Origin of the sequence: Bacillus subtilis subsp. subtilis str. 168 (genome assembly GCF_000009045.1) — a bacterium.
GTDB lineage: Bacteria > Bacillota > Bacilli > Bacillales > Bacillaceae > Bacillus > Bacillus subtilis.
This window is the reverse complement of record NC_000964.3, coordinates 3,251,245-3,274,460: the sequence shown is the minus strand read 5'-3', so window position 1 is coordinate 3,274,460 and position 23,216 is coordinate 3,251,245. Positions and strand designations below refer to the sequence as shown.

The window sequence follows — 23,216 nt, the reverse complement described above, 5'->3', positions numbered from 1 at the left end:
GTGAGACATGAAGCGCAGGTCATCGCATGCTGCCATTCGGCCGTAAGGGGGTTCGCCATTTGAGTCTATTATGGGTTTTTTACCAAAATAACGTTCAAAAATTAAATCTGTCTAACCTCCCGTCGTCTCATCCGGTGACCATAGGGCCTGATGTGAAGGATTCTGTTACGATCAGCACCATTCCATTTAATAGCGGAGTGATTTCTCTTAAAAGAAAGGAATCCGGCGGCCAATACGAAGTTTTCCTGGGAAATGATTGTCTCGGCACGATTGAGACGGATATATCATTTACTCTCCAAACGGATCAGCAGGATATACGCTTGATATTGACGGGCAGTGAACCTGAGAAATCCGTTTATTTTACGGGAAATCGGGATGAAATTGTATGTTCCTCAGAAAAAACGAATGCAGATATTTATCTGAATCCGCAAGATTTTGCATTTGCAGAACAAAGCACGTTTTCTTTGCTCCGTGCAGGCGGCAGCTGGTCGGTCCGCCCTGAAAGCGGAACGATCTTCTTGAACGGAGAGAAAATCAACGCCAATACGCCGCTCAAGCCGGGGGATGAAATATTCTGGAACTTCACGCAAATGAGGGTGACGGAACAAGACCTTTTAGAAATTGTTCATTATGCCCAGTTTGAAACAGCGTTAACAGAAACGGTCAAACCGAGTACAGAGATGCAGAAAAAATATCCGCAGTACAGAAGAACGCCGCGGATGGTATACGATCTGCCGGATGACCGCGTTTCTTTCAGTTTTCCCTCTCAGGAGAGCGATCAAACCAACAGAGGGCTGTGGCTCGTCATCCTGCCTCCGCTTGTGATGCTGATCGTGATGGGCGTAGTTGCCATCATCCAGCCGCGCGGCATATTTATACTCGTTTCTTTGGCGATGTTTATGATGACTCTCATTACCTCGACAGTGCAATATTTCCGTGATAAAAACCAGCGGAAAAAACGCGAGGAAAAACGGGAGCGTGTATATAAGCTTTACTTAGACAATAAGCGGAAAGAGCTTCAGGCACTTGCTGAAAAGCAAAAGCAGGTTCTTGAATTTCACTTTCCTTCATTTGAACAAATGAAATACTTAACAAGTGAAATCAGTGACCGGATCTGGGAAAAATCACTTGAAAGCAAGGATTATCTCCAGCTGCGGCTTGGGACGGGAACAGTTCCGTCAAGCTATGAAATCAATATGAGTGGCGGAGACTTGGCGAATCGTGATATCGATGACCTCATGGAGAAATCGCAGCACATGCAACGCGTCTATAAAGATATCCGTAATGCGCCGGTGACGGTCGATTTGGCAGAAGGTCCGATGGGGCTTGTCGGTAAATCACAAATTGTGAAAAATGAGATTCACCAGCTAATCGGACAGCTGTCGTTCTTTAACAGCTATCACGATTTGCGTTTCGTATTTATTTTTCATGAAGAAGAGTATAAAGACTGGGAGTGGATGAAGTGGCTTCCGCAATTTCAAATGCCCCATATTTATGCAAAAGGATTTATTTATAATGAGCAAACCCGAGATCAGCTCCTGTCTTCACTTTACGAATTGATCAGAGAGCGTGATCTCGAAGATGACAAAGAAAAACTGCAGTTCAAACCGCATTTTGTATTTGTCATCACGAATCAGCAGCTGATCTCTGAGCATGTCATTCTCGAATATTTAGAAGGGCAGCATGAGCATCTGGGCATCTCGACAATTGTCGCTGCAGAAACAAAGGAAAGCTTGTCGGAAAACATTACAACTCTTGTCCGCTACATTAATGAGCATGAAGGCGACATTTTAATACAAAAGAAAAAAGCGGTAAGAATTCCGTTCCGTCTCGATCATCATCAGCGTGAGGATAACGAACGGTTTTCACGCACACTGCGGACGCTGAACCACCAGGTCGGCATTACGAATTCCATTCCGGAAACGGTATCGTTCCTGGAGCTTTTTCATGCGAAGGAAGTAAAAGAAATCGGCATTCAGCAAAGATGGCTGACAAGTGAATCGTCGAAGTCGCTGTCAGTGCCGATCGGCTATAAAGGGAAAGATGACATTGTGTATCTGAACCTTCACGAAAAAGCACACGGTCCGCACGGCTTGCTTGCGGGGACAACGGGATCAGGGAAAAGTGAATTTCTCCAGACCTACATCTTGTCACTTGCAGTGCATTTTCATCCGCATGAAGCGGCTTTCTTACTAATTGACTATAAAGGCGGAGGAATGGCGCAGCCGTTCCGTAACATTCCCCACCTCCTCGGCACGATCACAAATATTGAAGGAAGCAAAAACTTCAGTATGCGTGCGCTTGCTTCCATTAAAAGCGAGCTAAAAAAAAGGCAGCGCCTGTTTGACCAGTATCAAGTCAATCACATCAATGACTATACAAAGCTATACAAGCAAGGGAAAGCAGAAGTGGCGATGCCTCACTTGTTCTTAATTTCTGATGAGTTTGCCGAGCTGAAAAGCGAGGAGCCTGATTTTATCAGGGAGCTTGTCAGTGCCGCGCGTATCGGACGAAGCCTCGGCGTTCATTTGATTTTGGCGACACAGAAGCCAGGCGGCATCATCGACGACCAGATCTGGAGTAACTCGCGCTTTAAAGTAGCGCTCAAGGTCCAGGATGCCACCGACAGTAAAGAAATTTTGAAAAACAGCGATGCCGCAAACATTACCGTAACAGGCCGCGGCTATTTGCAGGTCGGAAACAATGAAGTGTATGAGCTGTTCCAATCTGCATGGAGCGGGGCGCCTTACTTAGAGGAAGTCTACGGTACCGAGGATGAAATCGCGATCGTCACAGATACGGGTCTGATCCCGCTTTCTGAGGTTGATACCGAAGATAACGCGAAAAAAGACGTTCAAACCGAAATCGAAGCTGTAGTTGACGAAATTGAACGCATCCAAGATGAAATGGGAATCGAGAAGCTGCCAAGCCCTTGGCTGCCGCCGCTTGCGGAACGTATTCCGCGCACTCTTTTCCCTTCAAACGAAAAAGACCATTTCCACTTTGCGTATGTCGATGAACCTGATCTGCAAAGACAGGCGCCAATTGCTTATAAGATGATGGAAGATGGAAATATCGGCATCTTCGGCTCTTCGGGCTACGGAAAATCGATTGCAGCCGCAACGTTCCTGATGAGTTTTGCGGACGTATACACACCTGAAGAGCTTCATGTCTATATCTTTGATTTCGGAAACGGAACGCTGCTGCCATTAGCGAAGCTCCCGCATACCGCGGATTACTTCCTGATGGACCAGTCAAGGAAAATTGAAAAGTTCATGATTCGCATCAAAGAAGAAATTGACCGCCGTAAACGTTTGTTCCGGGAAAAAGAAATCAGCCACATCAAAATGTACAATGCGCTGAGCGAAGAAGAGCTTCCATTCATTTTTATCACCATTGACAACTTTGACATTGTCAAGGATGAGATGCATGAGCTTGAATCGGAATTTGTCCAGCTTTCCAGAGACGGACAAAGCTTGGGTATCTACTTTATGCTGACAGCAACGCGGGTGAATGCTGTCCGCCAGTCATTGTTAAATAACTTGAAAACAAAGATTGTCCATTATCTCATGGATCAATCAGAAGGATATTCCATTTACGGCCGTCCGAAATTCAATCTTGAGCCGATTCCGGGACGCGTCATCATTCAAAAGGAAGAGCTTTATTTCGCGCAAATGTTCCTGCCTGTTGACGCCGATGATGATATCGGCATGTTCAACGAGCTGAAATCAGACGTACAGAAACTTCAAGGGCGATTTGCTTCAATGGAGCAGCCGGCACCGATTCCGATGCTGCCTGAGAGCTTGTCGACGAGAGAATTGTCTATCCGCTTCAAGCTGGAACGCAAGCCTTTATCTGTACCGATCGGGCTTCATGAAGAAACAGTCAGCCCAGTCTATTTTGATTTGGGCAAGCATAAGCACTGCCTGATTTTAGGCCAAACTCAGCGCGGGAAAACAAACGTCCTAAAAGTCATGCTTGAACATCTGATTGATGATGAAACCGAAATGATCGGCCTGTTTGACTCGATTGACCGCGGCTTATCTCATTATGCGAAGGAATCAGATGTTTCATATTTGGAAACGAAAGAAGATATTGAGCAGTGGATTGAAACAGCAGAAGACATTTTCAAAACAAGAGAAGCCATGTATGTAGAAGCCGTCCGCCAAGGAGACGCACAAAATCTGCGATTCTCACAAGTCGTGCTGATGATTGACGGGATAACGAGATTCCAGCAGACGATTGATACGAGAATACAAGATCGTCTCGCTAACTTCATGAAATCATACGCTCATCTTGGGTTCAGCTTTATCCCGGGCGGAAACCACAGCGAATTCTCAAAAGGCTATGACTCCTTGACGACTGAGATGAAGCAAATCCGCCACGCGATTCTGCTGATGAAAAAGTCTGAGCAAAATGTCATTCCTCTCCCGTACCAAAGACAGGAGCCTGAGATTCAGCCGGGCTTCGGATATGTTGTGGAAAACGGGAAGGAGCAAAAAGTTCAAATTCCTTTATGTTCTGCTGAAAGGGAGAGTGCTAGATGACAGAACAACGAAAAAGCTTGATCAAGTTAATATCCGCCGTCATCATCATTTTGCTGCTGCCGGTGTTGTTTTTCCGATTTATCGGAGACGACCCAACGAAAAAAGCAGTCAATTCTACCCGGCAAATCGCGGTGGTGAATGAAGACACAGGCGTATTGAGTGATGAGGTAAAGTCTGATGAAGAGGACAAATCCGCCCAGTTCGGCAAGGAAGTAGCGGCCGTTCTGGGTGAACGTCCTGATTATTCGTGGACGGTCGTAAACCGAAGCGCGGCCGAGACCGGTCTCGCTTCAAAGAAATACGATGCGATTGTCTACATTCCCTCAGACTTCTCAAAAAACATTTTGAGCTATGACAAAGACCATCCTCAAAAGGCAACGCTCGAATTCAGCATTCAAGATAACCTGAATGCGGTTAACAAAGAAAAAGTTCAGCGTGAGCTTGAGGATGCCCAAAAGACAATGAACAAAAAAATGTCGGCCTTATACTGGAATTTTGTTTCGCAAAAAGTGGACAACATCAGAGGAGAATTTGACAAGATCGTCAATAAAGAATCTGAATTCCAGAATGTCATGTACAACTTTTACAAACCAAGCTCTAATGATTTAGCAGGTGAAATCAAACAGCAAAAAGACTTAATCGATGAGCTGAAGAAATCAATGAATGAAGCGCAAGGCACGACAAAAGAAAAAGCTTCTACGGCGGAGGAAGCCAAAAACACGCTGAAAGAATTCATTGATACAGTTGAAAGGTACAAAGAATATCAAGAGAATCAGAAAAAGCTGCTTTTGGCAGCCCAGGATTCAACACAGCAGCAAATCCGGACAGGTCTGGATGCCATCCAGGCACAGCAAAAGGCGAATCAGTTCAGCGAACGCATGAGCGGATTGGCAACCGGGATCGGCCAAGCGAAGACACAAATAGGACTGACAAACCTTGCGTTGAACAATGCTGAAAAGTTAAGGCAAAATCAAGTGCCATTGCAAGAAATGGGTATGAAAAAAATTGAGAATGACATGTTTAATGCATTTCTATCTCGATATAAAAGTCAATATGAAGCTATTAAATATCAAAATTTAAATCAATTGCAAGAGAATATCGGGAAGAACCGCCTTAGTTTACTTAAACCTAAGGAAAGCGACGAAAAGGAAGATGGAGAAGACACATCTGATAATAAAGATGACACAGATAAGGAAGATATTGAAGATATAAAATTGGATTTAGAGAAGCAGCGGGATGAGCTCAAAAATGTTGCAACTGAAATTAAAGATATCTCTGAAGGGTTAAAAGAACCTGAACAAGAAAAACCAACAACACCCGATGCTGAAGAACCATCAACCGATGATTCTCCTAATACTGAAGAACCGTCGAATGATATTCCAACATCCGATGATCAGCCAACAAATGAAGATACTGGCTCATCAGAAGAGGGTACTCAAGATAATGGATCACAAAATGATGTTCAAACTAACATTGAAACGGGACAAAAACATCAAGAATCTTCAAAAAACGTTCCTGAACAAGATACAAACACGGAGAATACAGGAACCTCTAAAACAGATTTCTCTTTGATTGAACTCGCAGATGAAAACGATGGCTCAAATCAAAGTGATGGGCTACAGGGTGACGGAGCTGACGGTGAAACTGATATTTCAGGTGCAAAAAAACGTCTGAACGAAGCAGCGATAAAATTAGAGGAAATAGAAAATGCACTTCAAGAAAAACAAGAGGAACATAACAACAAACTAGAGAAACATATTGATGAGTTAAATCAAGAAATTAAAGAGTTAAATAAAACAGTTTCAAAATTAAATGATCAAATTGGTGACTTAACAAAAAAGTTGGTTGATTTTGATAATAATGTCAATGATGCTTATAGGTTAATATACAATTTGGAAGACGAAATAATACAAACTTTGCAGAGTAGAGGCTATATAGATCAGAAAGAAAAACTAAGTTCAATTTTTTCAAGTAGAATTGAAACTGATAATATTTCTAACTTGATGAAGTATTACAACTCTTTAAATTTATATAAGTCTACGCTAAATGATAATCTGGATCTAGGCTCTTTGACTATTATTAAAGGTGAAGTCATCCAAGAGCAAGATGGCAACGTCCAATCAGTCCTGGCTCTCACACCTGAAGAATCAGCCAGCTGGGAAGCTCTCAAAAACAACACGATGCAAACAGATGAGGATATTAACAGCTTCATCGACGGCATGACCAAATTTGCGGACGACTACAGCGGCTATATCCGTGACTCTCAAGCAGGTGTTCTCGACGAACTGACGAAAATCTCTGAAAGTGCCGCAAAAGCGTCAGAACAGCTTGTAACGGGCGCAACACAGGAATCTGCGACGTTCAGCAACGATGGGCTGTCTGGTACCATGGCACTGAGTGTCCAAGATACGGTCGGCCAGGAAGTGCTGCAAATGTCAGACATGATGGGTTCATTGTCTGATCGCCAGTCCGGCATCATTGATTACACAACCAACATGCAGCAAAGCGTTAATGATGTTCAAGCGAAAGCCGACACCTTAAACAACAACTGGGGGAAAAATGTCGCCTCCACGAAACTCGTGCGAAATGACGTATACGGCATACTCGGAAATACATTAGTAGACGGGCAAAACAATGGCTATGTATATGATTACTTAGCGAATCCGCTTAAAATCAGCGGAGAGGTTCCGGAAGAAAAAATTCAGACGGTACCTCCGGTTGTCATCCTTGTCATTGTGTTGATCAGCAGTCTGTTAATCGGCTATTTCAGCTCGTATTACCAAAACGCACCGCTTCTCGTCAAAGGAGCGTTATTCGGAATTCTGAATATCCTTGTCGGACTTATGATCAGCTTGTTCGGCTTGAATATTTATTCACTGCCGGACGATCAGACGATTAAGTGGTCGGTGTTTACGATTCTATTGCTGGTCGCAAGCTCTGCCTTCATCCGGACGGCATTCAGATTCGGATCAATCCCTGGCTGGGTTGCTTCAGCAGCAATGATCCTATTCTATGTCGCACCGCTTATTGATTTGATCATGCCGAACTTTACATTTGAAGATCCGGTTTCGAAAGTATATATCGACATCCAGTACGGTACTGGGCACTTGTTTACAATGGGAATAACAGTTCTGCTGATCATTACGGTGATTGCCGTGGCTCTGCCGCTGATTATCCGGTTGATGGCTGAACACACAGCAGAAAGCGATGAAACGTATGAAGCGTGATCGCAGCATGGAAAAGGGGATCATGATTTGTATGCTCTCCTTTTCCCTTTTCATACCCTCTGCAGCGGCTGCCCAAACTGAAGAAAATACAGATGTCGCGCCAAACCAGTATGAGAAAAAAGACATCGAAATCGATACGAATTATTTGCATGAAGATACCTACTATGAAGAAAAAACAGAACTGCCTGAGGAACAAAAGGATATCACTTTTGATAAACCGAAGGACAAGGACGCCGAGCTGATAAAAGATTTGTTTACATCAACAAATGCCGAGGATTCCAACACGATTGCGGCCCAGTCGAAACAGCTTGGAATTACTTTTGCTGAAAAACCAATGACAAAGACATCATCAACGGAAACAGAAGATGAACAAGAAACATCATCATTGCTGCTGCCGATGATCTATGTCGTACTGATCCTGCTCGGAATTGCAGGCATCGTGTTCCTCATCCCAAAAGTCACAGCGCAGGAAAACAAGAAGGCGTAGGCCGCGTGCTTGTGTTGTGTAAAAGAGGTGCCGTACAATAATAACGGAAAAGGAGGTTTCCAATGGAACTTTATATCATCACCGGAGCGTCAAAAGGGCTGGGTCAAGCCATTGCATTACAGGCTTTAGAAAAGGGGCATGAAGTCCATGCCTTATCCAGAACGAAAACAGATGTCTCTCACAAAAAACTAACGCAGCATCAAATAGACCTCATCAATCTCGAAGAAGCTGAACAGCAATTTGAAACATTGCTCTCATCCATCGATTCAGATCGTTATTCTGGTATTACCCTTATTAATAACGCCGGAATGGTAACGCCGATCAAACGTGCCGGCGAAGCGTCTCTTGACGAGCTTCAGCGCCATTATCAGCTGAACCTGACTGCGCCCGTGCTTTTGAGTCAGCTGTTTACAAAACGGTTTGCTTCATACAGCGGCAAAAAGACGGTTGTCAACATTACTTCAGGAGCCGCCAAAAATCCATATAAGGGATGGAGCGCGTATTGCAGTTCAAAAGCCGGGCTCGACATGTTTACGAGGACATTCGGATTTGAACAGGAGGATGAAGAGCTGCCGGTGAACATGATTTCGTTCTCACCTGGAGTGATGGACACTGAGATGCAGGCCGTCATCCGTTCTTCATCGAAAAAGGATTTCCACCACATTGAACGATTCCGGAAATTAAATGAAACAGGAAGCCTTCGCAGTCCGGACTTTATTGCCGGCACGCTGCTTTCTTTACTAGAAAAAGGGACGGAAAACGGCCGCATTTATGATATTAAAGAGTTTTTGTAGAGCAGATATTTTCTGCTCTTTTTTTTATACAAAAGGCTGCAGCCAGCGCATTTTATTGAACAGCCGCATATACTGACTGAAACGTTGCTTTTAGGGTATAACAATGATGATAAGAAGATCAAAATGATGTGACATAAGAATTGAGTTTCTCTGCAAATTATGTTAGGATTCTAAAAATATCTAAAGGAGGGGTTTCCATGAGAAAGGTTACATTAATGGATGTTTTCACCCATCCAATTGCACAAAAATATCTTCAGCGTTCCGGCGTGGCACATGCGATTGCCTGCGCTTATCATGCATACAGGCTGTCTGTGAAGGCTGACATTAATCCTGATTTAGCAGCAAAAGCGGCACTGCTTCATGACATTGGCCATTATGAATGGTATACAGACGGAAAGTGGGATTATGAGAAATACAAAAGAAATGACATTCATGCCATTAAAGGGGCGGAACGGGCGCATAAACTTCTGATTCGGCTTGGCGAGGAACCGAAAGCAGCAAAAGAGATTGCACTAGCCATTTTGCTTCATACAGATTCCTATTTGCCTGAAGGCGAATTAGATAAAAACACACTGCAGCAGATTGTCAAAAAAGCGGACGAACTGGATGAAGAGCCGGGCGGCCACCATCATTACCGCCAAATTGATCCTTCAACCGCACGAAAAAAAATAGAAAAGCTGGACCAATTAATCGACCAAGCCCAGGCATCCGTGATAAAGCCTGTATAAGTACGGAACAGCGCCAGCTTTCTTCGCTGTCTCCGCTTCATCGATACTTCCTTTACACCCGCCTCCAAACGTATTCTCCTAAAATCTCCGCACCCCTTTGTTTTATCAGGTAAGCCTGTGTCATTATCCATAAGCGCGGCATAAGCTGAGATAAAACACACAAAGGGGATAAAAGTATGGTCAACCAAGGTAGTCCGCAACTGGTCTCTTTAGTCGATCCTTATGTCTATCAGACCATTAAAAAGCTCATCGGCTCAAGGTTCGTTATACAGACAGTACGAGATACGGTCAGAGGCAGACTGATCGATGTAAAACCTGACCATATCACAATTGAAGGAGCCCGAAATTCTGTTTGTTTGATCAGAATCCAGCACATGATTTCCGTCACCCCAGATTACAGTGAGCGGGTCTAACAGTGCTTGCGCATGAAAAATAGGCGTACAACAGGACGTCCTATTTTTCAGTTAAGCGCTGTAAAAACGCACTATGATACATTGTTCCATCAAGGTCAAAGCCGGCAAATTCCTGATAGTCACCATCTGAAAAACAGAAAGTGACACGGTACACCGTATAGCAGGAACGGACTGAAGCATGCTGGCAGACCCGAAAATGATAACCGTCTGAATCTTTTACATACAGCCGGGATTTCCCGGCAAATGGGGCACAGAGGTGTGCTGCCTCACCAAAACATTCGAATCCGGCGATTTTGCCATCTTGGCTGATATCCAGCAGGAGACAATCATTGACTCTGAGCTCCTCAGTCCGTACATTCCTGTTCTTTTTCGGAGGAAGAACATAGATATAAGCCAGTTCTGAATCTGTATCGTATGTCACGGCCTTCATCACCAACACTCCTTTCATTATATTAAGAGTTCTGATATGAGTTCATTTTTGTTACAATGATGGGGTATAAGTTCTTTTATCTGACAGACAAAGAAAAACTAGGAGGAACAAAGCTTGTTGAAATCAAAAGTCCATTTTTGGACATTGCAGATTTTATTTGTTTTGCTGATTATTTTTGTAGCAACAAAAGTTTCATTTGTATTTCAGCCGTTTATTGTTTTTATCTCGACATTGTTTTTCCCGATGCTAATTGCGGGAATTTTGTATTTCATATTTAATCCGGTCGTCCGCCTGCTTGAGAAAAAAATTCCGCGGACATTATCCATTCTATTGATCTATTTACTGTTTATCGGTTTGCTTGCCTTTATTTCAGCGTCAGTCGGACCTATCATCACCGCACAGGTGACAGGGCTGTTTAACAACCTTCCTGATTATATAAAACAGATTCAGGCGCTGACAAAGGATTTGTCCCATTCTCAATGGTTTACCTGGATGATGAACCAGGATTATGTATCGATATCAAAAATTGAACAGTCATTGACAAGTTTTCTCCAAAACCTGCCGCAAAATATCACGTCCAGTTTATCTGCGGTGTTTGGTGTCGTGACAAACATCACGCTTGTTATTATTACTGTTCCATTTATCCTTTTTTACATGCTGAAAGACGGACACCGCTTTCCGCATTTGGCAGTAAAAATTCTACCGGCTTCTTATCGGACAGAAGGCTTAAAGATTTTTAAAGATTTATCCGATACGCTTGCGGCATATTTCCAGGGGCAGCTGTTAATCTGTCTTTTTGTCGGAACAGCGTGTTTTATCGGCTATTTAATTGCCGGACTGCCGTATGCCCTGATTCTTGGGATTGTCATGGCGATTACCAATATCATTCCCTATGTCGGGCCTTTTCTCGGTGCCGCGCCGGCTGTCATTGTCGGTTTTATGGACTCGCCGGCCAAAGCGCTGTTTGCGATTATTGTGGTCGTCATCGTTCAGCAGCTGGACGGAAACCTGCTGTCTCCTCTTGTGATCGGAAAGCGGCTGAATACCCATCCGCTTACGATTATTTTGCTATTAATCGGAGCGGGAAGCTTCGGCGGAATTCTCGGCATGATTTTAGCGGTGCCGGTTTATGCGGTAGTGAAGGCGTTCTTCCTGAATATTGTCCGCTTGATCAAGCTGCGCCAGCGGTCACGACTCGAGGAAAACGCAAAGCCAGCTGAATAGGCGGGCACCATTATCGGCTCCTTGCATATGATGCTGTAAATCAATGCGGAGGTGGGGAAATGCCTGCAATTGTGGGGCCGATTTATATCATGTCAGTTACGGATAATGCCGCGGCAAGCTTTGGAGACGTATTTGCGATTTCGCCCAAAAGCGTCGCTCATTCAGGGGCGGGGTCAGGCACATTTCAGCTTGGTGATTTTGTGAAGATTAACAACCAAACGAGTAAAACTCTCTTCAAAGATGCCGATATCACTGATGAAACAGTTTCGTTTAACGGGTAACAGCCTTTTCACAAGAGGCTGTTGCTTTTTTATTGTATAATATGGGTAGTCTTTGAATAGAGAGGTCATGTTATGAAAATCAGAAAAGCAAATATCAATACGCAAACCGGAATGATCACGGACGTGTATCTGCATGAAAACAGAAAAGAACTGCGCACGCTTGTAGCGGTACCGCAGCTGGAGTGGAGCACGATCATTTCCTATGAAGAAGATAAAGCAACTCTGCCTGAACGGCTGGAAGCGTCGTTGCGCCGGCATACAGAGGAAACCCCTGCTGGTGAGCTGGCCAAAAAAATCATTCATTGGGTAACAGAAATGTAAACGGCGCTTGAAAGTTTAGCTCCTGCCTGATCAGGTGATAATGAAGACAAACAAGACGGGAGGACAGGCTTTTGAGTGAAGATAAAATGGATCTCTATTTGCAGCAAGGAATGTATGGGCCTTTGGAGACAAAGCCTGACGAGCGCCATTTGTTTTTAGGCTCTTTAAGAGAAAGAGTCGTTTTGGCACTGACGAAAGGACAGGTGCTTAGAAGCAAACCGTATAAAGAGGCAGAGCACGAGCTGAAAAACAGCCATAACGTCACCCTTTTGATTAATGGAGAGCTTCAGTATCAGTCTTACTCTTCTTATATCCAAATGGCGAGCCGGTACGGAGTGCCTTTCAAGATTGTATCTGATCTCCAGTTTCATACGCCCTTAGGCATCGTCATTGCGGCTGATATCGCTGTGAATCGTGAATTGATATATATTCAGGACGACATTTATAATCGGTCAGTACTGAAATCGTAAGAGACAAACGGACCGTTTGTCTTTTTGTTCATGGCAATTCACTTACAACTGGAGATAAGATATAATGTTCTCATACTGATGGCGGGGAGGCCGGCTATGAAAAAAGCACTTATTTGTATTGATTATACGAATGATTTTGTGGCGAGTGACGGAAAATTGACCTGCGGGGAGCCCGGCAGAATGATTGAAGAGGCGATCGTCAATTTAACTAAAGAATTCATCACAAACGGTGATTACGTCGTATTAGCAGTAGATTCTCATGATGAAGGGGATCAATATCACCCTGAAACCCGTCTTTTTCCTCCGCATAATATAAAAGGCACGGAAGGAAAAGATCTGTACGGAAAGCTTTTGCCTCTATATCAGAAACATGAACATGAACCTAATGTTTACTACATGGAAAAAACGAGATATTCTGCTTTTGCGGGAACTGATTTAGAGCTCAAACTCAGAGAGCGGCAGATTGGCGAACTGCATCTTGCCGGTGTCTGCACAGATATTTGTGTGTTGCATACAGCTGTTGACGCATACAACAAAGGTTTTCGGATTGTTGTGCATAAACAAGCTGTTGCCAGCTTTAATCAGGAGGGGCACGCATGGGCTCTTTCCCATTTTGCAAACAGCATCGGAGCGCAAGTGGCAGAGTAAGGAAGGGGAAAAACAGTGTTAGAGTACGGATTTAAAGATGACAGCCTGTCATTACATACAGACCTTTATCAGATCAATATGGCGGAAACGTACTGGAGAGACGGCATTCATGAAAAGAAAGCGATTTTTGAGCTGTTTTTCAGAAGGCTTCCGTTTGAAAATGGCTATGCCGTATTTGCGGGCTTGGAAAAAGCCATTGAATACTTGGAAAATTTCAAGTTTACGGATAGCGATTTGAGTTATTTACAGGATGAACTCGGGTATCATGAAGATTTTATTGAATATTTGCGCGGCTTATCTTTTACAGGTTCACTTTACTCCATGAAAGAAGGAGAACTCGTTTTTAACAATGAGCCGATTATGAGGGTGGAGGCACCCCTGGTAGAAGCGCAGCTGATTGAAACAGCTTTGCTCAACATTGTGAACTATCAAACATTAATCGCAACAAAGGCTGCCCGGATTAAAGGCGTCATCGGTGATGAAGTTGCGCTTGAATTCGGAACAAGACGGGCGCACGAAATGGATGCGGCCATGTGGGGAGCGAGAGCAGCCTTAATCGGCGGCTTTAGCGCGACAAGCAATGTAAGAGCCGGAAAGCGCTTTAATATCCCGGTTTCCGGCACACATGCGCATGCGCTTGTGCAGGCTTACCGCGATGAATATACAGCTTTCAAAAAATACGCGGAAACACATAAGGATTGCGTCTTCTTAGTTGACACGTATGACACGCTTCGTTCAGGCATGCCGAACGCGATTAGGGTTGCCAAGGAATTCGGCGACCGCATTAATTTCATTGGCATCCGTCTGGACAGCGGCGATTTGGCGTACCTGTCAAAAAAAGCCCGGAAAATGCTTGATGAAGCAGGATTTACAGATGCGAAGGTGATTGCTTCAAGCGATTTGGATGAGCACACCATTATGAATTTAAAGGCTCAGGGAGCGCGCATTGATGTCTGGGGTGTCGGTACGAAGCTGATCACTGCCTATGACCAGCCGGCTCTCGGCGCAGTTTATAAACTCGTTGCCATTGAAGAAGACGGGAAAATGGTCGACACGATCAAAATTTCGTCCAATCCTGAAAAAGTGACGACACCGGGCAGAAAGAAAGTCTACCGCATTATTAATCAGTCCAACCATCATTCTGAAGGCGACTATATTGCGCTTTATGATGAGCAGGTGAATGATCAGAAGCGGCTCAGAATGTTCCACCCGGTTCATACATTCATCAGCAAATTTGTCACGAATTTTTATGCGAAGGATCTTCATGAACTGATTTTTGAGAAGGGTATTCTTTGCTACCAAAACCCTGAGATTTCAGACATACAGCAGTATGTGCAGGATAACCTCAGCCTGCTTTGGGAGGAATATAAGAGAATCAGCAAGCCGGAGGAATACCCGGTTGATTTAAGCGAGGACTGCTGGAGCAATAAAATGCAGCGGATCCACGAAGTGAAAAGCAGAATTGAAGAAGAGCTTGAGGAAGAATAAAGAAAAACTGGCCTTTCATTCGCGAAGGGCCAGTTTTCTTTATGTATATATTATTTTTCATGTTTAGACAATTTTCGTCAAATTATTTGATATACTTAGGGGTGAAAGCCGCGCGTATTGTAAGGGGGATAAATCAATGAGGGTGTTTGTTGCAAGACAGCCTATTTTTAATAGAAAAGAACAGGTTGTTGCTTATGAACTGCTGTATAGAGAAAGCGAAGAGAACGTGTATAGCGCTAAAGACGGCGATCAGGCAACAACAGATTTGGTGATCAACAGCTTTTTAAACATCGGAATTGAGAAGCTGACGGAAGGGAAACGCTGTTTTGTTAATTTTACGGAAAGCCTGATGTTTTCGAATCTTCCCACCTCCTTCAATCCGAAACAGCTTGTCATTGAAATCCTTGAAGATATACCGATCACGCCGGCCCTCATTTCTAGATGCAAAGAATTGAAAAAAATGGGGTATATGCTGGCGCTTGATGATTTTTATGCAATAAATCCGCAAGATGAGGACTTACTGGAAAAACTCATGAGCTATATTGATATATTGAAAATTGATTTTCTCAAAACAACACGAATGGAACGCAGAACAATTTTGCAAACCTACGGCTGCCGCGGCCTGATTTTTTTAGCGGAAAAAGTAGAGACCCGAAAAGAATATAAACAGGCGGTCCAAGACGGCTTTCAATTATTCCAAGGCTACTTTTTCAGCGAGCCGCGCATCATCAGCGGGCATGACCTATCGACTCATTTCTATTCTTACTATGAACTGCTTAACGAACTGAGTAAAGAGCAGCCTAACATAAAGCGTGTGACAGAGTACATAGAGCGGGATTTATCACTGTCCTATCAAATTTTAAAATTTTTAAACTCATCCCACAGCCGTTTGAGCCAGAAAATTGAAAGCATTCAACAGGCCATTATGCTGCTGGGATTTAATGAAATCAAACGGTGGATATATATTCTTTCCTTTAAGGATTTAAGCAGGAAAGGGCATTCCAGCAAGCACGAAATCATTAAGATTTCTCTGATAAGAGCAAAGCTTTGCGAACTGCTGGCGAGAAAGACATCCCGGCCGCAGCCTGCTTCTTATATGCTGATCGGAATGTTTTCTCTCATAGACACCCTCCTGCATAGAGAAATAGAGGAAATTGTTCAAGAATTGCCTTTAAAAGATGAAGTCGGGCAAGCATTATTAGGCCATCAAAACGACTACTACCAAATGCTTGAGCTTGTGAAATTAATTGAAAGCAACAACTGGGACACTTGCTCAGAATTAGGCAATCAACTGGACAAAGAAGAAGCGTATGAATGTTATTTAGAGGCTCTGGAATGGTGTCATAATCTTATGGACGCAAAATGATTGCGGTCCTCTGACCACCGCAAAGCAAGAATCATTCGGCTTTGCGTTCCGATAAGGCTGATATAGATGCCGTCGGGATTAAAGACCGTATCCACTTCATGCCGGACGCCCATTTGTTTGATCAGGCGCCTTATAGTTTGTTTATCAGACTGTTCGGCTGCGGTCAGAATGCGGCGCGAAAGCTCCCGCGAGCCCGCAATGCGGCTGAGAACGAGCTGGGCATCCGCAAATATCCCTGCGGCCTGCTTCGCTGAACGGATAAAGGTATCAATATTGTTGGCAGGAGCGGGCGGACGGCGTACCTCATACGGATACACGTAAAACCAGGGATAACGATATCTCATGGGAGCACCTCGCAAAAAAGGATGTTTCTATATGTATAGATCCCTAATTGCCGAATATGACAAAGCGAAAAGGCCACAACTTTAGCGTTGCGGTCTTTTTCGGTGTTTGTCGGTCAGGAAACGCCAAGAATCGCATATTCAATTTTGAAAATACGGTATGAAGGACTATAGTCTTGCTTAGTGAAAATGCGAAACCCGTTAAAATCAAGGAGATTAAGAATCTTTCTCAATTTCAGCACATATAAACGCTCTTTCGCATAGAAAGATAGTCCCGTTCTTGTTGTGATTCCTTTGAGTATAAGGACCTATTGAGATTTGCGGTGTCACGCAGGACTTTTTTGCATACTTTTCGGTGAAAAATGAGCCGAAAGCAGACACACTATTAGTAACAGATCAAATACCTAGGACTCGTTCACCATACACAATTCATTGATCTTTCAAAAAAAGGAGTGTGGAAACGATGGAAAAGAAACTTGAAGAAGTAAAACAATTGTTATTCCGACTCGAACTTGATATTAAAGAAACGACAGATTCATTACGAAACATTAACAAAAGCATTGATCAACTCGATAAATACAATTATGCAATGAAAATTTCGTGAAAAAGACTTGGAAACAAGTCTTTTTTTTCGTTCTACCGATACAATAAATGGATAAAGTATTATATGATTGTTAAAAAACGAAAAACCTGCTGTCCTTTAAATGTCCCATTTAGTAAAATGGAATGGGAGGGGGGAAGTCGTTATTGAGCAGATATGTTTAGATTCTGTCCGGATCAAGGAGAAAATGAAGGAGATTGTGGAGCAAAACATATTTAACGAGGATTTGTCACAACTTCTTTACTCATTTATTGATTCTAAAGAAACATTCTCCTTTGCTGAATCCACAATCTTACATTATGTTGTTTTTGGAGGGGAGAATTTAGATGTTGCAACAAGGCTTGGCGCGGGAATAGAAATTCTTATTCTTTCATCAGATATTATGGATGATCTTGAAGATGAAGATAATCACCATGCATTATGGATGAAAATTAATCGCTCGGAGTCGTTAAATGCAGCACTTTCCTTGTATACAGTAGGATTAACGAGTATTTATTCATTAAATAACAATCCTCTAATTTTTAAATATGTTTTAAAATACGTAAACGAGGCCATGCAAGGTCAACATGACGATATCACTAATAAATCTAAAACAGAAGATGAAAGTTTAGAAGTAATTAGATTAAAATGTGGAAGTCTGATTGCACTAGCAAATGTAGCAGGTGTTTTATTGGCTACAGGAGAATATAATGAAACAGTTGAAAGATATTCCTACTATAAAGGGATTATAGCTCAAATTTCTGGAGATTATTATGTTCTTTTATCCGGAAATCGCAGTGATATTGAAAAAAACAAACATACACTGATTTACTTATATCTTAAGCGCCTTTTTAATGATGCTTCGGAAGATTTATTATACTTAATTTCACATAAAGACTTATATTATAAATCGTTACTTGATAAAGAGAAATTCCAAGAAAAATTAATTAAAGCGGGAGTTACTCAATACATTTCGGTATTATTGGAAATATATAAACAGAAATGTATTTCTGCTATAGAACAATTAAATTTAGATAAAGAAAAAAAAGAGCTAATAAAGGAATGCTTATTAAGTTATACAAAGGGGGATACAAGATGCAAGACCTAATTAACTACTTTTTAAATTATCCTGAGGCTTTAAAAAAATTGAAAAATAAAGAAGCCTGCCTTATAGGTTTTGATGTGCAAGAAACTGAAACAATAATTAAAGCTTATAATGATTATTATCTGGCTGATCCAATAACCCGTCAATGGGGTGATTAATAGGTGGATTAATATTGAAGAACTTAATAAAAAAATTCACAATAGCTGTAATTGTTTTGAGTATCCTTTATATAAGCTATACAACTTATATCAGTATGAATGGAATTATTATTGGGACTAAGATTCATAAAAATGATAAAAGTCAATTTATGATAGAAGAAATATCGGAATCTTCATATGGACAATTTGTTGGTCTGAGACAGGGAGACATCATATTAAAAATTAATAAAGAAAAACCTTCAGACAAACATTTGAAATGGGGATATTTGAGTCATATTAACAGTCTGGATATTTTGAGAAGTGGAAAAAAGATTCATCTCAAAGATTTTGATTTAGTTACTCTAAATAGACCTTATAGTTTTTTTCTGTTCGTACTTCCTTTGTTTTTTTATTTTTTAAGCATAATATGTATTTTTTATATACTTAAAGTAAATAAAAAAAGGAGATCATTTGCTGCCTATATTCTTATTCTATTGTTATTAGACATTTCGATAGCATATATAAGTGCAGGCGGACCATTTAGAGGACATATAATCAATCGGTATATTAACTTGTTTACTTTTATATCTTCTCCTATTCTTTATCTTCAATTTATACAAAGATACCTTGGAGAAATAGGTAAAACTTTTTTGAATAGAATTTCTTTTCTTTATATCATACCAATATTTAATCTTGGTATTGAGTTTTTTCAAGACTATTTACAAGTAGATATTGATTTTTTAGCAACTCTTAATTTGGTTTCTTTTGCAACTTTGACTCTATTTTCTTTTTCAGCGATATACTTACATCTTAATAAATATAAATATGCTGAGCATTCGTTTATTCTTAAATTACTAATTTTAACAAACACTCTTTCATTTGCGCCTTTTTTGATATTTTTTGTTCTTCCAATAATATTTACAGGTAATTATATTTTCCCGGCATTAGCTTCGGCGTCATTACTAGTACTAATTCCGTTCGGGTTAGTATACCAATTTGTAGCCAATAAGATGTTTGATATAGAGTTTATCTTAGGAAGAATGAGATACTATGCTCTACTTGCCATGATACCAACTCTTCTAATAGTTGGTGCATTAGTTCTGTTTGATGTAATGGACATCCAGATGAACCCTGTGCGTCAAACTGTATTTTTTTTCGTTGTCATGTTCGCTGTCTTTTATTTTAAAGAGGTCATGGATTTTAAATTTCGGTTAAAACGTTTCTCCGAAAAATTCAACTATCAGGACAGTATTTTTAAATATACTCAGCTAATGAGGGGTGTAACTTCTCTTCAACAAGTTTTTAAAGAACTGAAAAATACTATACTGGATGTTTTGCTTGTAAGCAAAGCTTATACCTTTGAGGTTACTCCTGATCACAAAGTGATATTTTTAGATAAGCATGAAGTTGGACCGGACTGGAATTTTTATCAAGAGGAATTTGAAAACGTAACTTCAGAAATTGGGAAAATTATAGAAGTCAATCAAGGCTTTCTTATGAAAGTTGGTGAACGAGGCGGTAGTTCTTATGTTCTGCTTTGTTTATCTAATATTAACACTCCCCGGCTAACACGTGATGAAATATCGTGGCTGAAAACACTGTCTTTTTATACAAGTGTGTCCATGGAAAATGTCCTGCATATTGAGGAGCTCATGGAACATTTGAAGGACTTAAAACAAGAGGGAACCAACCCCATCTGGCTGAAAAAGCTAATGTTTGCAATCGAAGAAAAACAGCGTTCAGGACTCGCCCGCGATCTCCACGATTCGGTTCTTCAGGATTTGATTTCCTTAAAACGCCAGTGTGAGCTGTTTTTGGGTGATTTCAAGAAGGATGATAATCCGTGCCGTGAAGAGGTGCAGGACAAGCTTGTACAGATGAATGAGCAGATGTCTGATGTGATTTCGATGACGAGGGAGACGTGTCATGAGCTGCGGCCGCAGCTTCTGTATGATCTTGGATTGGTGAAGGCGCTGTCGAAGCTGGTGGCGCAGCAGCAGGAGCGGGTTCCGTTTCATATCCGTTTAAATACCGGGAGATTTACGGCTTCCCTTGATCTGGATTCGCAGCTGAATTTGTACCGGATCATTCAAGAGTTTCTGTCTAATGCGGTCAAGCACTCTCAGGCGACGGATGTGCTGATTATGCTCATCAGTATTCAAAACAAAATCGTTCTTCATTATGAGGACGATGGCGTTGGGTTTGATCAAGAAAAAAATACTGAGCATTCCATGAGCATGGGGCTTTCTGGCATTAAGGAGAGAGTCAGGGCTTTAGATGGGCGCCTTCGGATTGAAACAAGTGAAGGAAAGGGCTTTAAGGCTGATATTGAAATCGAATTGTAATGGATTTATAACGGAAACGACTTGGCACAGGCCAAGTCTTTTTTATAAAATGGAAAAGAGTGAGTAAAAGGGAGGAAAACATGAAAAAGATACTAGTGATTGATGACCATCCGGCTGTCATGGAAGGCACCAAGACAATTTTGGAAACGGATTCGAATTTGTCTGTTGATTGTCTCAGTCCTGAACCGAGCGAACAGTTTATCAAGCAGCATGATTTCTCGTCATATGATCTCATTTTAATGGATCTGAATCTAGGCGGCGAGGTCAATGGGATGGAGCTTTCTAAACAGATTTTACAAGAGAATCCTCATTGTAAAATTATCGTGTATACCGGTTATGAGGTCGAGGATTATTTCGAGGAAGCGATTCGTGCGGGTCTGCACGGTGCCATCAGCAAAACGGAATCTAAAGAAAAGATCACCCAATACATATACCACGTACTCAACGGAGAAATTTTAGTCGATTTTGCTTACTTTAAACAGCTGATGACTCAGCAAAAAACAAAGCCGGCTCCTTCCTCTCAAAAAGAACAAGATGTGCTCACACCTAGAGAATGCCTGATTCTTCAAGAAGTTGAAAAGGGATTTACAAACCAAGAAATCGCAGATGCCCTTCATTTAAGCAAGCGGTCCATTGAATACAGCTTGACATCGATTTTCAATAAGCTGAATGTCGGTTCACGGACGGAAGCGGTTTTGATTGCGAAATCAGACGGTGTACTTTAAATGTTGGGGGGTGTAGAGATGGATATGAAGCACACATTGCTTGAAGCGCTTGGTATTGAGATTGTTGAAAACACAGCGGAACGATGCGTTGCGGTCATGCCGGTGGATCATCGGACGGTACAGCCGTTCGGATATTTGCATGGAGGCGCTTCAGTGGCCCTGGCGGAAACCGCGGCGAGCGCAGGTGCACAGAACCTGATTGATCATACAACGCAAGCTTGTGTTGGTTTGGAGATTAACGCCAACCATTTAAAATCTGTAAAGGAAGGAACGGTAAAGGCGATAGCCGAGCCCGTTCATATAGGCAGAACGACGATTGTCTATCATATTCACATATATGACGAGCAAGAGAGGCTGATCTGTATATCCAGATGCACGCTGGCTGTCATCAAGAAATAAAAAAACAGCCGGAACTCTGCCTGTCCGGCTGCTTATTTTTATAAATAAGAATCCTCTTTTCGTTTAATCACAAAGTTTCTGATTCCGTTATAGTCATCTTGCACACTTCTCTCATCAAGCTTGACGCCGGAGTTATACGCAGCACGGCAGATCAAGTGCCCGCCGATAGGCGACGTAATAAAGATAAAGAGAATCCCAAGCAGGATTTTAGCGGAGAGCTCCCCCGTCACAAACCACAAATAGAAGAAGACACCGAGCAGAATCATATTGACACCTAATGTTGAGCCTTTAGAAGCAGCATGAGCGCGTGTAAACACATCGGGAAGGCGAAGTACGCCAAATGAAGCAATGAGGCATATAAGAGCACCCAGCAAAATGAATACAGCCACAACGACCTTAGCGGTTTCGATCATTTTCGATAATCTCTCCTTTCTCCAGGAACTTGGAAAATGCGATCGTTCCGATAAACGATAAAATCCCCAGCAACAAAATAATATCCAAAAACGCACTTGTTTTCAGCAAAATGGAGACAAGCGCCGTGATTGCGATCAGATTGATGCCGATTGCATCCAGAGCCACGACCCGGTCAGGCACAGTCGGACCTTTAATGACACGAATGACATACAAAAAGGTAGACACTGCCATAATGCCGAGCGCGATTTGCAGGATCAGCGTAAACATCACCGGCTCACCTCCTGTATGGCTTTTTCAAATGACTCCCGAATGTCAAAAATCGCTTTTTCCGCATCCTCGATATCCATTGCATGAATATAAAGTATTGTTCTGTCATCTGAAATATCCATCACCAAGGTTCCCGGCGTTAATGTAATGAGCAGAGAAAGCATGGTGATTTCCCAGTCCTTCGTCAGTTCAGTTTTAAAAGCAAAAATACCCGGTCTGATATTCAGTTTTGGAGATAAGACTGATTTCATCACACTGACATTGGCAAGGTACAGTTCCTTTATAAAAATGAAACAGAGCTTGATAATAGAAATCAATTTCCATAGATAAAACTGGCGAGTGAAAAAGCGCCGGAAGAAAAAGAGAGAGAGCATTCCCAGAATATAGCCTGTAATGAATCCTGCGGCGCTTGGACTGTTGCTTAAGAACATCCAGCAAAAAGCGAGAAACACATTTAATAAAATTTGAAATGCCATGCG

25 protein-coding genes are annotated in these 23,216 nt (G+C 42.1%); 19 read left to right on the top strand and 6 right to left on the bottom strand.

All coding sequences use genetic code 11. From position 1 onward, the window contains the following. The first annotated feature begins 59 nt into the window (after window positions 1-59). The 6 genes from yukAB to yuzF all read left to right on the top strand — a co-directional run bounded on the left by yukAB (window position 60) and on the right by yuzF (window position 10,196). The gene (yukAB, locus tag BSU_31875) at window positions 60-4,547 is read left to right on the top strand and encodes an ESX secretion system FtsK/SpoIIIE family ATPase (RefSeq protein NP_391066.2); all 4,488 of its coding nucleotides are present in this window, start codon (window positions 60-62) and stop codon (window positions 4,545-4,547) included. Continuing rightward, the gene (gene yueB / locus BSU_31860) at window positions 4,544-7,774 is read left to right on the top strand and encodes an ESX secretion system; calcium-dependent phage SPP1 attachment site (RefSeq protein NP_391064.1); all 3,231 of its coding nucleotides are present in this window, start codon (window positions 4,544-4,546) and stop codon (window positions 7,772-7,774) included. The genes yukAB and yueB overlap by 4 nt, the downstream gene beginning before the upstream one ends. A gap of 31 nt (window positions 7,775-7,805) precedes the next feature. Then, the gene (yueC, locus tag BSU_31850; protein ID NP_391063.1) at window positions 7,806-8,261 is read left to right on the top strand and encodes an ESX secretion system YueC protein; all 456 of its coding nucleotides are present in this window, start codon (window positions 7,806-7,808) and stop codon (window positions 8,259-8,261) included. A 62-nt stretch (window positions 8,262-8,323) separates the two neighbouring features. After that, complete coding sequence (gene bznD / locus BSU_31840; RefSeq protein NP_391062.1) at window positions 8,324-9,055, top strand: benzil reductase (benzoin forming); 732 nt, start codon at window positions 8,324-8,326, stop codon at window positions 9,053-9,055. 197 nt (window positions 9,056-9,252) lie between these two features. Further along, complete coding sequence (gene yueE, locus BSU_31830) at window positions 9,253-9,783, top strand: putative metal-dependent phosphohydrolase (RefSeq protein ID NP_391061.1); 531 nt, start codon at window positions 9,253-9,255, stop codon at window positions 9,781-9,783. A gap of 176 nt (window positions 9,784-9,959) precedes the next feature. Then, window positions 9,960-10,196, top strand: a complete 237-nt coding sequence (yuzF, locus tag BSU_31820) for a hypothetical protein (RefSeq protein ID NP_391060.1) — start codon at window positions 9,960-9,962, stop codon at window positions 10,194-10,196. 40 nt (window positions 10,197-10,236) lie between these two features. On the opposite strand, the gene yuzE is transcribed toward yuzF, so the two are convergent. Beyond that, window positions 10,237-10,626 (bottom strand): hypothetical protein, encoded by a 390-nt coding sequence (gene yuzE / locus BSU_31810; RefSeq protein ID NP_391059.1) that lies wholly within the window; start codon window positions 10,624-10,626, stop codon window positions 10,237-10,239. 114 nt (window positions 10,627-10,740) lie between these two features. On the opposite strand from yuzE, the gene yueF reads away from it, so the two are divergent. The 7 genes from yueF (at window position 10,741) to pdeH (ending at window position 16,424) form a co-directional block, all read left to right on the top strand. Next, window positions 10,741-11,850, top strand: a complete 1,110-nt coding sequence (yueF, locus tag BSU_31800) for a putative integral inner membrane protein (protein ID NP_391058.1) — start codon at window positions 10,741-10,743, stop codon at window positions 11,848-11,850. A 59-nt stretch (window positions 11,851-11,909) separates the two neighbouring features. Next, a complete protein-coding gene (yueG, locus tag BSU_31790) occupies window positions 11,910-12,131 on the top strand; it encodes a putative spore germination protein (RefSeq protein ID NP_391057.1) in 222 nt (73 codons plus the stop codon). A 72-nt stretch (window positions 12,132-12,203) separates the two neighbouring features. Next, the gene (gene yueH / locus BSU_31780) at window positions 12,204-12,452 is read left to right on the top strand and encodes a hypothetical protein (RefSeq protein ID NP_391056.1); all 249 of its coding nucleotides are present in this window, start codon (window positions 12,204-12,206) and stop codon (window positions 12,450-12,452) included. A gap of 71 nt (window positions 12,453-12,523) precedes the next feature. Next, on the top strand, window positions 12,524-12,922 hold the full coding sequence (yueI, locus tag BSU_31770; protein ID NP_391055.1) for a hypothetical protein: 399 nt from the start codon (window positions 12,524-12,526) through the stop codon (window positions 12,920-12,922). Window positions 12,923-13,018: 96 nt separating this feature from the next. Beyond that, window positions 13,019-13,570 (top strand): nicotinamidase; NAD salvage pathway, encoded by a 552-nt coding sequence (gene pncA, locus BSU_31760; RefSeq protein ID NP_391054.1) that lies wholly within the window; start codon window positions 13,019-13,021, stop codon window positions 13,568-13,570. A 15-nt stretch (window positions 13,571-13,585) separates the two neighbouring features. Beyond that, a complete protein-coding gene (gene pncB, locus BSU_31750) occupies window positions 13,586-15,058 on the top strand; it encodes a nicotinate phosphoribosyltransferase (protein NP_391053.1) in 1,473 nt (490 codons plus the stop codon). Window positions 15,059-15,194: 136 nt separating this feature from the next. Continuing rightward, window positions 15,195-16,424: a cyclic di-GMP phosphodiesterase gene (pdeH, locus tag BSU_31740; RefSeq protein NP_391052.1), complete on the top strand. Its 1,230-nt coding sequence runs from the start codon at window positions 15,195-15,197 to the stop codon at window positions 16,422-16,424. Here pdeH and cotIC read toward each other — a convergent pair. Next, on the bottom strand, window positions 16,400-16,768 hold the full coding sequence (cotIC, locus tag BSU_31730) for an inner spore coat protein (RefSeq protein NP_391051.2): 369 nt from the start codon (window positions 16,766-16,768) through the stop codon (window positions 16,400-16,402). The genes pdeH and cotIC overlap by 25 nt on opposite strands. A gap of 113 nt (window positions 16,769-16,881) precedes the next feature. Further along, window positions 16,882-17,007 carry a hypothetical protein gene (locus tag BSU_31725; RefSeq protein YP_009514001.1) on the bottom strand — a complete coding sequence of 42 codons (126 nt, stop codon included), beginning with the start codon at window positions 17,005-17,007 and terminating at the stop codon, window positions 16,882-16,884. Between the two features lie 221 nt (window positions 17,008-17,228). On the opposite strand from BSU_31725, the gene degQ reads away from it, so the two are divergent. The 6 genes from degQ (at window position 17,229) to yuxO (ending at window position 22,056) form a co-directional block, all read left to right on the top strand. After that, window positions 17,229-17,369 carry a pleiotropic regulator gene (degQ, locus tag BSU_31720; protein NP_391050.1) on the top strand — a complete coding sequence of 47 codons (141 nt, stop codon included), beginning with the start codon at window positions 17,229-17,231 and terminating at the stop codon, window positions 17,367-17,369. Between the two features lie 184 nt (window positions 17,370-17,553). Beyond that, window positions 17,554-18,453 carry an isoprenyl transferase (pre-ComX modification) gene (comQ, locus tag BSU_31710; RefSeq protein ID NP_391049.2) on the top strand — a complete coding sequence of 300 codons (900 nt, stop codon included), beginning with the start codon at window positions 17,554-17,556 and terminating at the stop codon, window positions 18,451-18,453. Then, on the top strand, window positions 18,441-18,608 hold the full coding sequence (gene comX, locus BSU_31700; RefSeq protein NP_391048.1) for a competence pheromone precursor (pheromone peptide aa 46->55, geranyl-modified): 168 nt from the start codon (window positions 18,441-18,443) through the stop codon (window positions 18,606-18,608). Before comQ ends, comX begins: the two co-directional genes overlap by 13 nt. Window positions 18,609-18,622: 14 nt before the next feature. Further along, complete coding sequence (gene comP, locus BSU_31690; RefSeq protein ID NP_391047.2) at window positions 18,623-20,932, top strand: two-component sensor histidine kinase; 2,310 nt, start codon at window positions 18,623-18,625, stop codon at window positions 20,930-20,932. A gap of 80 nt (window positions 20,933-21,012) precedes the next feature. Then, on the top strand, window positions 21,013-21,657 hold the full coding sequence (gene comA, locus BSU_31680) for a two-component response quorum-sensing regulator (RefSeq protein NP_391046.1): 645 nt from the start codon (window positions 21,013-21,015) through the stop codon (window positions 21,655-21,657). An 18-nt stretch (window positions 21,658-21,675) separates the two neighbouring features. Further along, a complete protein-coding gene (yuxO, locus tag BSU_31670) occupies window positions 21,676-22,056 on the top strand; it encodes a putative proofreading thioesterase in bacillibactin biosynthesis (protein ID NP_391045.2) in 381 nt (126 codons plus the stop codon). A 38-nt stretch (window positions 22,057-22,094) separates the two neighbouring features. Here the strand turns inward: yuxO and mrpG are convergent, their stop codons facing one another. From mrpG to mrpE, 3 genes are read right to left on the bottom strand one after another with little or no spacing between them, the layout of a single operon-like run. Further along, on the bottom strand, window positions 22,095-22,469 hold the full coding sequence (gene mrpG, locus BSU_31660) for a non essential component of Na+/H+ antiporter (protein ID NP_391044.1): 375 nt from the start codon (window positions 22,467-22,469) through the stop codon (window positions 22,095-22,097). Further along, complete coding sequence (gene mrpF / locus BSU_31650; protein NP_391043.2) at window positions 22,453-22,737, bottom strand: efflux transporter for Na+ and cholate; 285 nt, start codon at window positions 22,735-22,737, stop codon at window positions 22,453-22,455. Before mrpF ends, mrpG begins: the two co-directional genes overlap by 17 nt. After that, a complete protein-coding gene (gene mrpE, locus BSU_31640; protein YP_054591.2) occupies window positions 22,737-23,213 on the bottom strand; it encodes a non essential component of Na+/H+ antiporter in 477 nt (158 codons plus the stop codon). The genes mrpF and mrpE overlap by 1 nt, the downstream gene beginning before the upstream one ends. Window positions 23,214-23,216: the final 3 nt, after the last annotated feature.

Excerpts from the sequence above, each read along its gene's own strand:
- yueH (NP_391056.1), top strand. The coding sequence starts at position 12,204 with ATGAAAATCAGAAAAGCAAATATCAATACGCAAACCGGAATGATCACG.
- comX (NP_391048.1), top strand. The coding sequence starts at position 18,441 with ATGCAAGACCTAATTAACTACTTTTTAAATTATCCTGAGGCTTTAAAA.
- yueB (NP_391064.1), top strand. The coding sequence starts at position 4,544 with ATGACAGAACAACGAAAAAGCTTGATCAAGTTAATATCCGCCGTCATC.
- yueC (NP_391063.1), top strand. The coding sequence starts at position 7,806 with ATGCTCTCCTTTTCCCTTTTCATACCCTCTGCAGCGGCTGCCCAAACT.
- degQ (NP_391050.1), top strand. The coding sequence starts at position 17,229 with ATGGAAAAGAAACTTGAAGAAGTAAAACAATTGTTATTCCGACTCGAA.
- pncA (NP_391054.1), top strand. The coding sequence starts at position 13,019 with ATGAAAAAAGCACTTATTTGTATTGATTATACGAATGATTTTGTGGCG.
- yuxO (NP_391045.2), top strand. The coding sequence starts at position 21,676 with ATGGATATGAAGCACACATTGCTTGAAGCGCTTGGTATTGAGATTGTT.
- cotIC (NP_391051.2), bottom strand. The coding sequence starts at position 16,768 with ATGAGATATCGTTATCCCTGGTTTTACGTGTATCCGTATGAGGTACGC.
- mrpE (YP_054591.2), bottom strand. The coding sequence starts at position 23,213 with ATGGCATTTCAAATTTTATTAAATGTGTTTCTCGCTTTTTGCTGGATG.
- yueG (NP_391057.1), top strand. The coding sequence starts at position 11,910 with ATGCCTGCAATTGTGGGGCCGATTTATATCATGTCAGTTACGGATAAT.
- mrpF (NP_391043.2), bottom strand. The coding sequence starts at position 22,737 with ATGTTTACGCTGATCCTGCAAATCGCGCTCGGCATTATGGCAGTGTCT.
- yuzF (NP_391060.1), top strand. The coding sequence starts at position 9,960 with ATGGTCAACCAAGGTAGTCCGCAACTGGTCTCTTTAGTCGATCCTTAT.
- mrpG (NP_391044.1), bottom strand. The coding sequence starts at position 22,469 with ATGATCGAAACCGCTAAGGTCGTTGTGGCTGTATTCATTTTGCTGGGT.
- yuzE (NP_391059.1), bottom strand. The coding sequence starts at position 10,626 with ATGAAGGCCGTGACATACGATACAGATTCAGAACTGGCTTATATCTAT.
- bznD (NP_391062.1), top strand. The coding sequence starts at position 8,324 with ATGGAACTTTATATCATCACCGGAGCGTCAAAAGGGCTGGGTCAAGCC.
- pdeH (NP_391052.1), top strand. The coding sequence starts at position 15,195 with ATGAGGGTGTTTGTTGCAAGACAGCCTATTTTTAATAGAAAAGAACAG.
- yueE (NP_391061.1), top strand. The coding sequence starts at position 9,253 with ATGAGAAAGGTTACATTAATGGATGTTTTCACCCATCCAATTGCACAA.
- comQ (NP_391049.2), top strand. The coding sequence starts at position 17,554 with ATGAAGGAGATTGTGGAGCAAAACATATTTAACGAGGATTTGTCACAA.
- comA (NP_391046.1), top strand. The coding sequence starts at position 21,013 with ATGAAAAAGATACTAGTGATTGATGACCATCCGGCTGTCATGGAAGGC.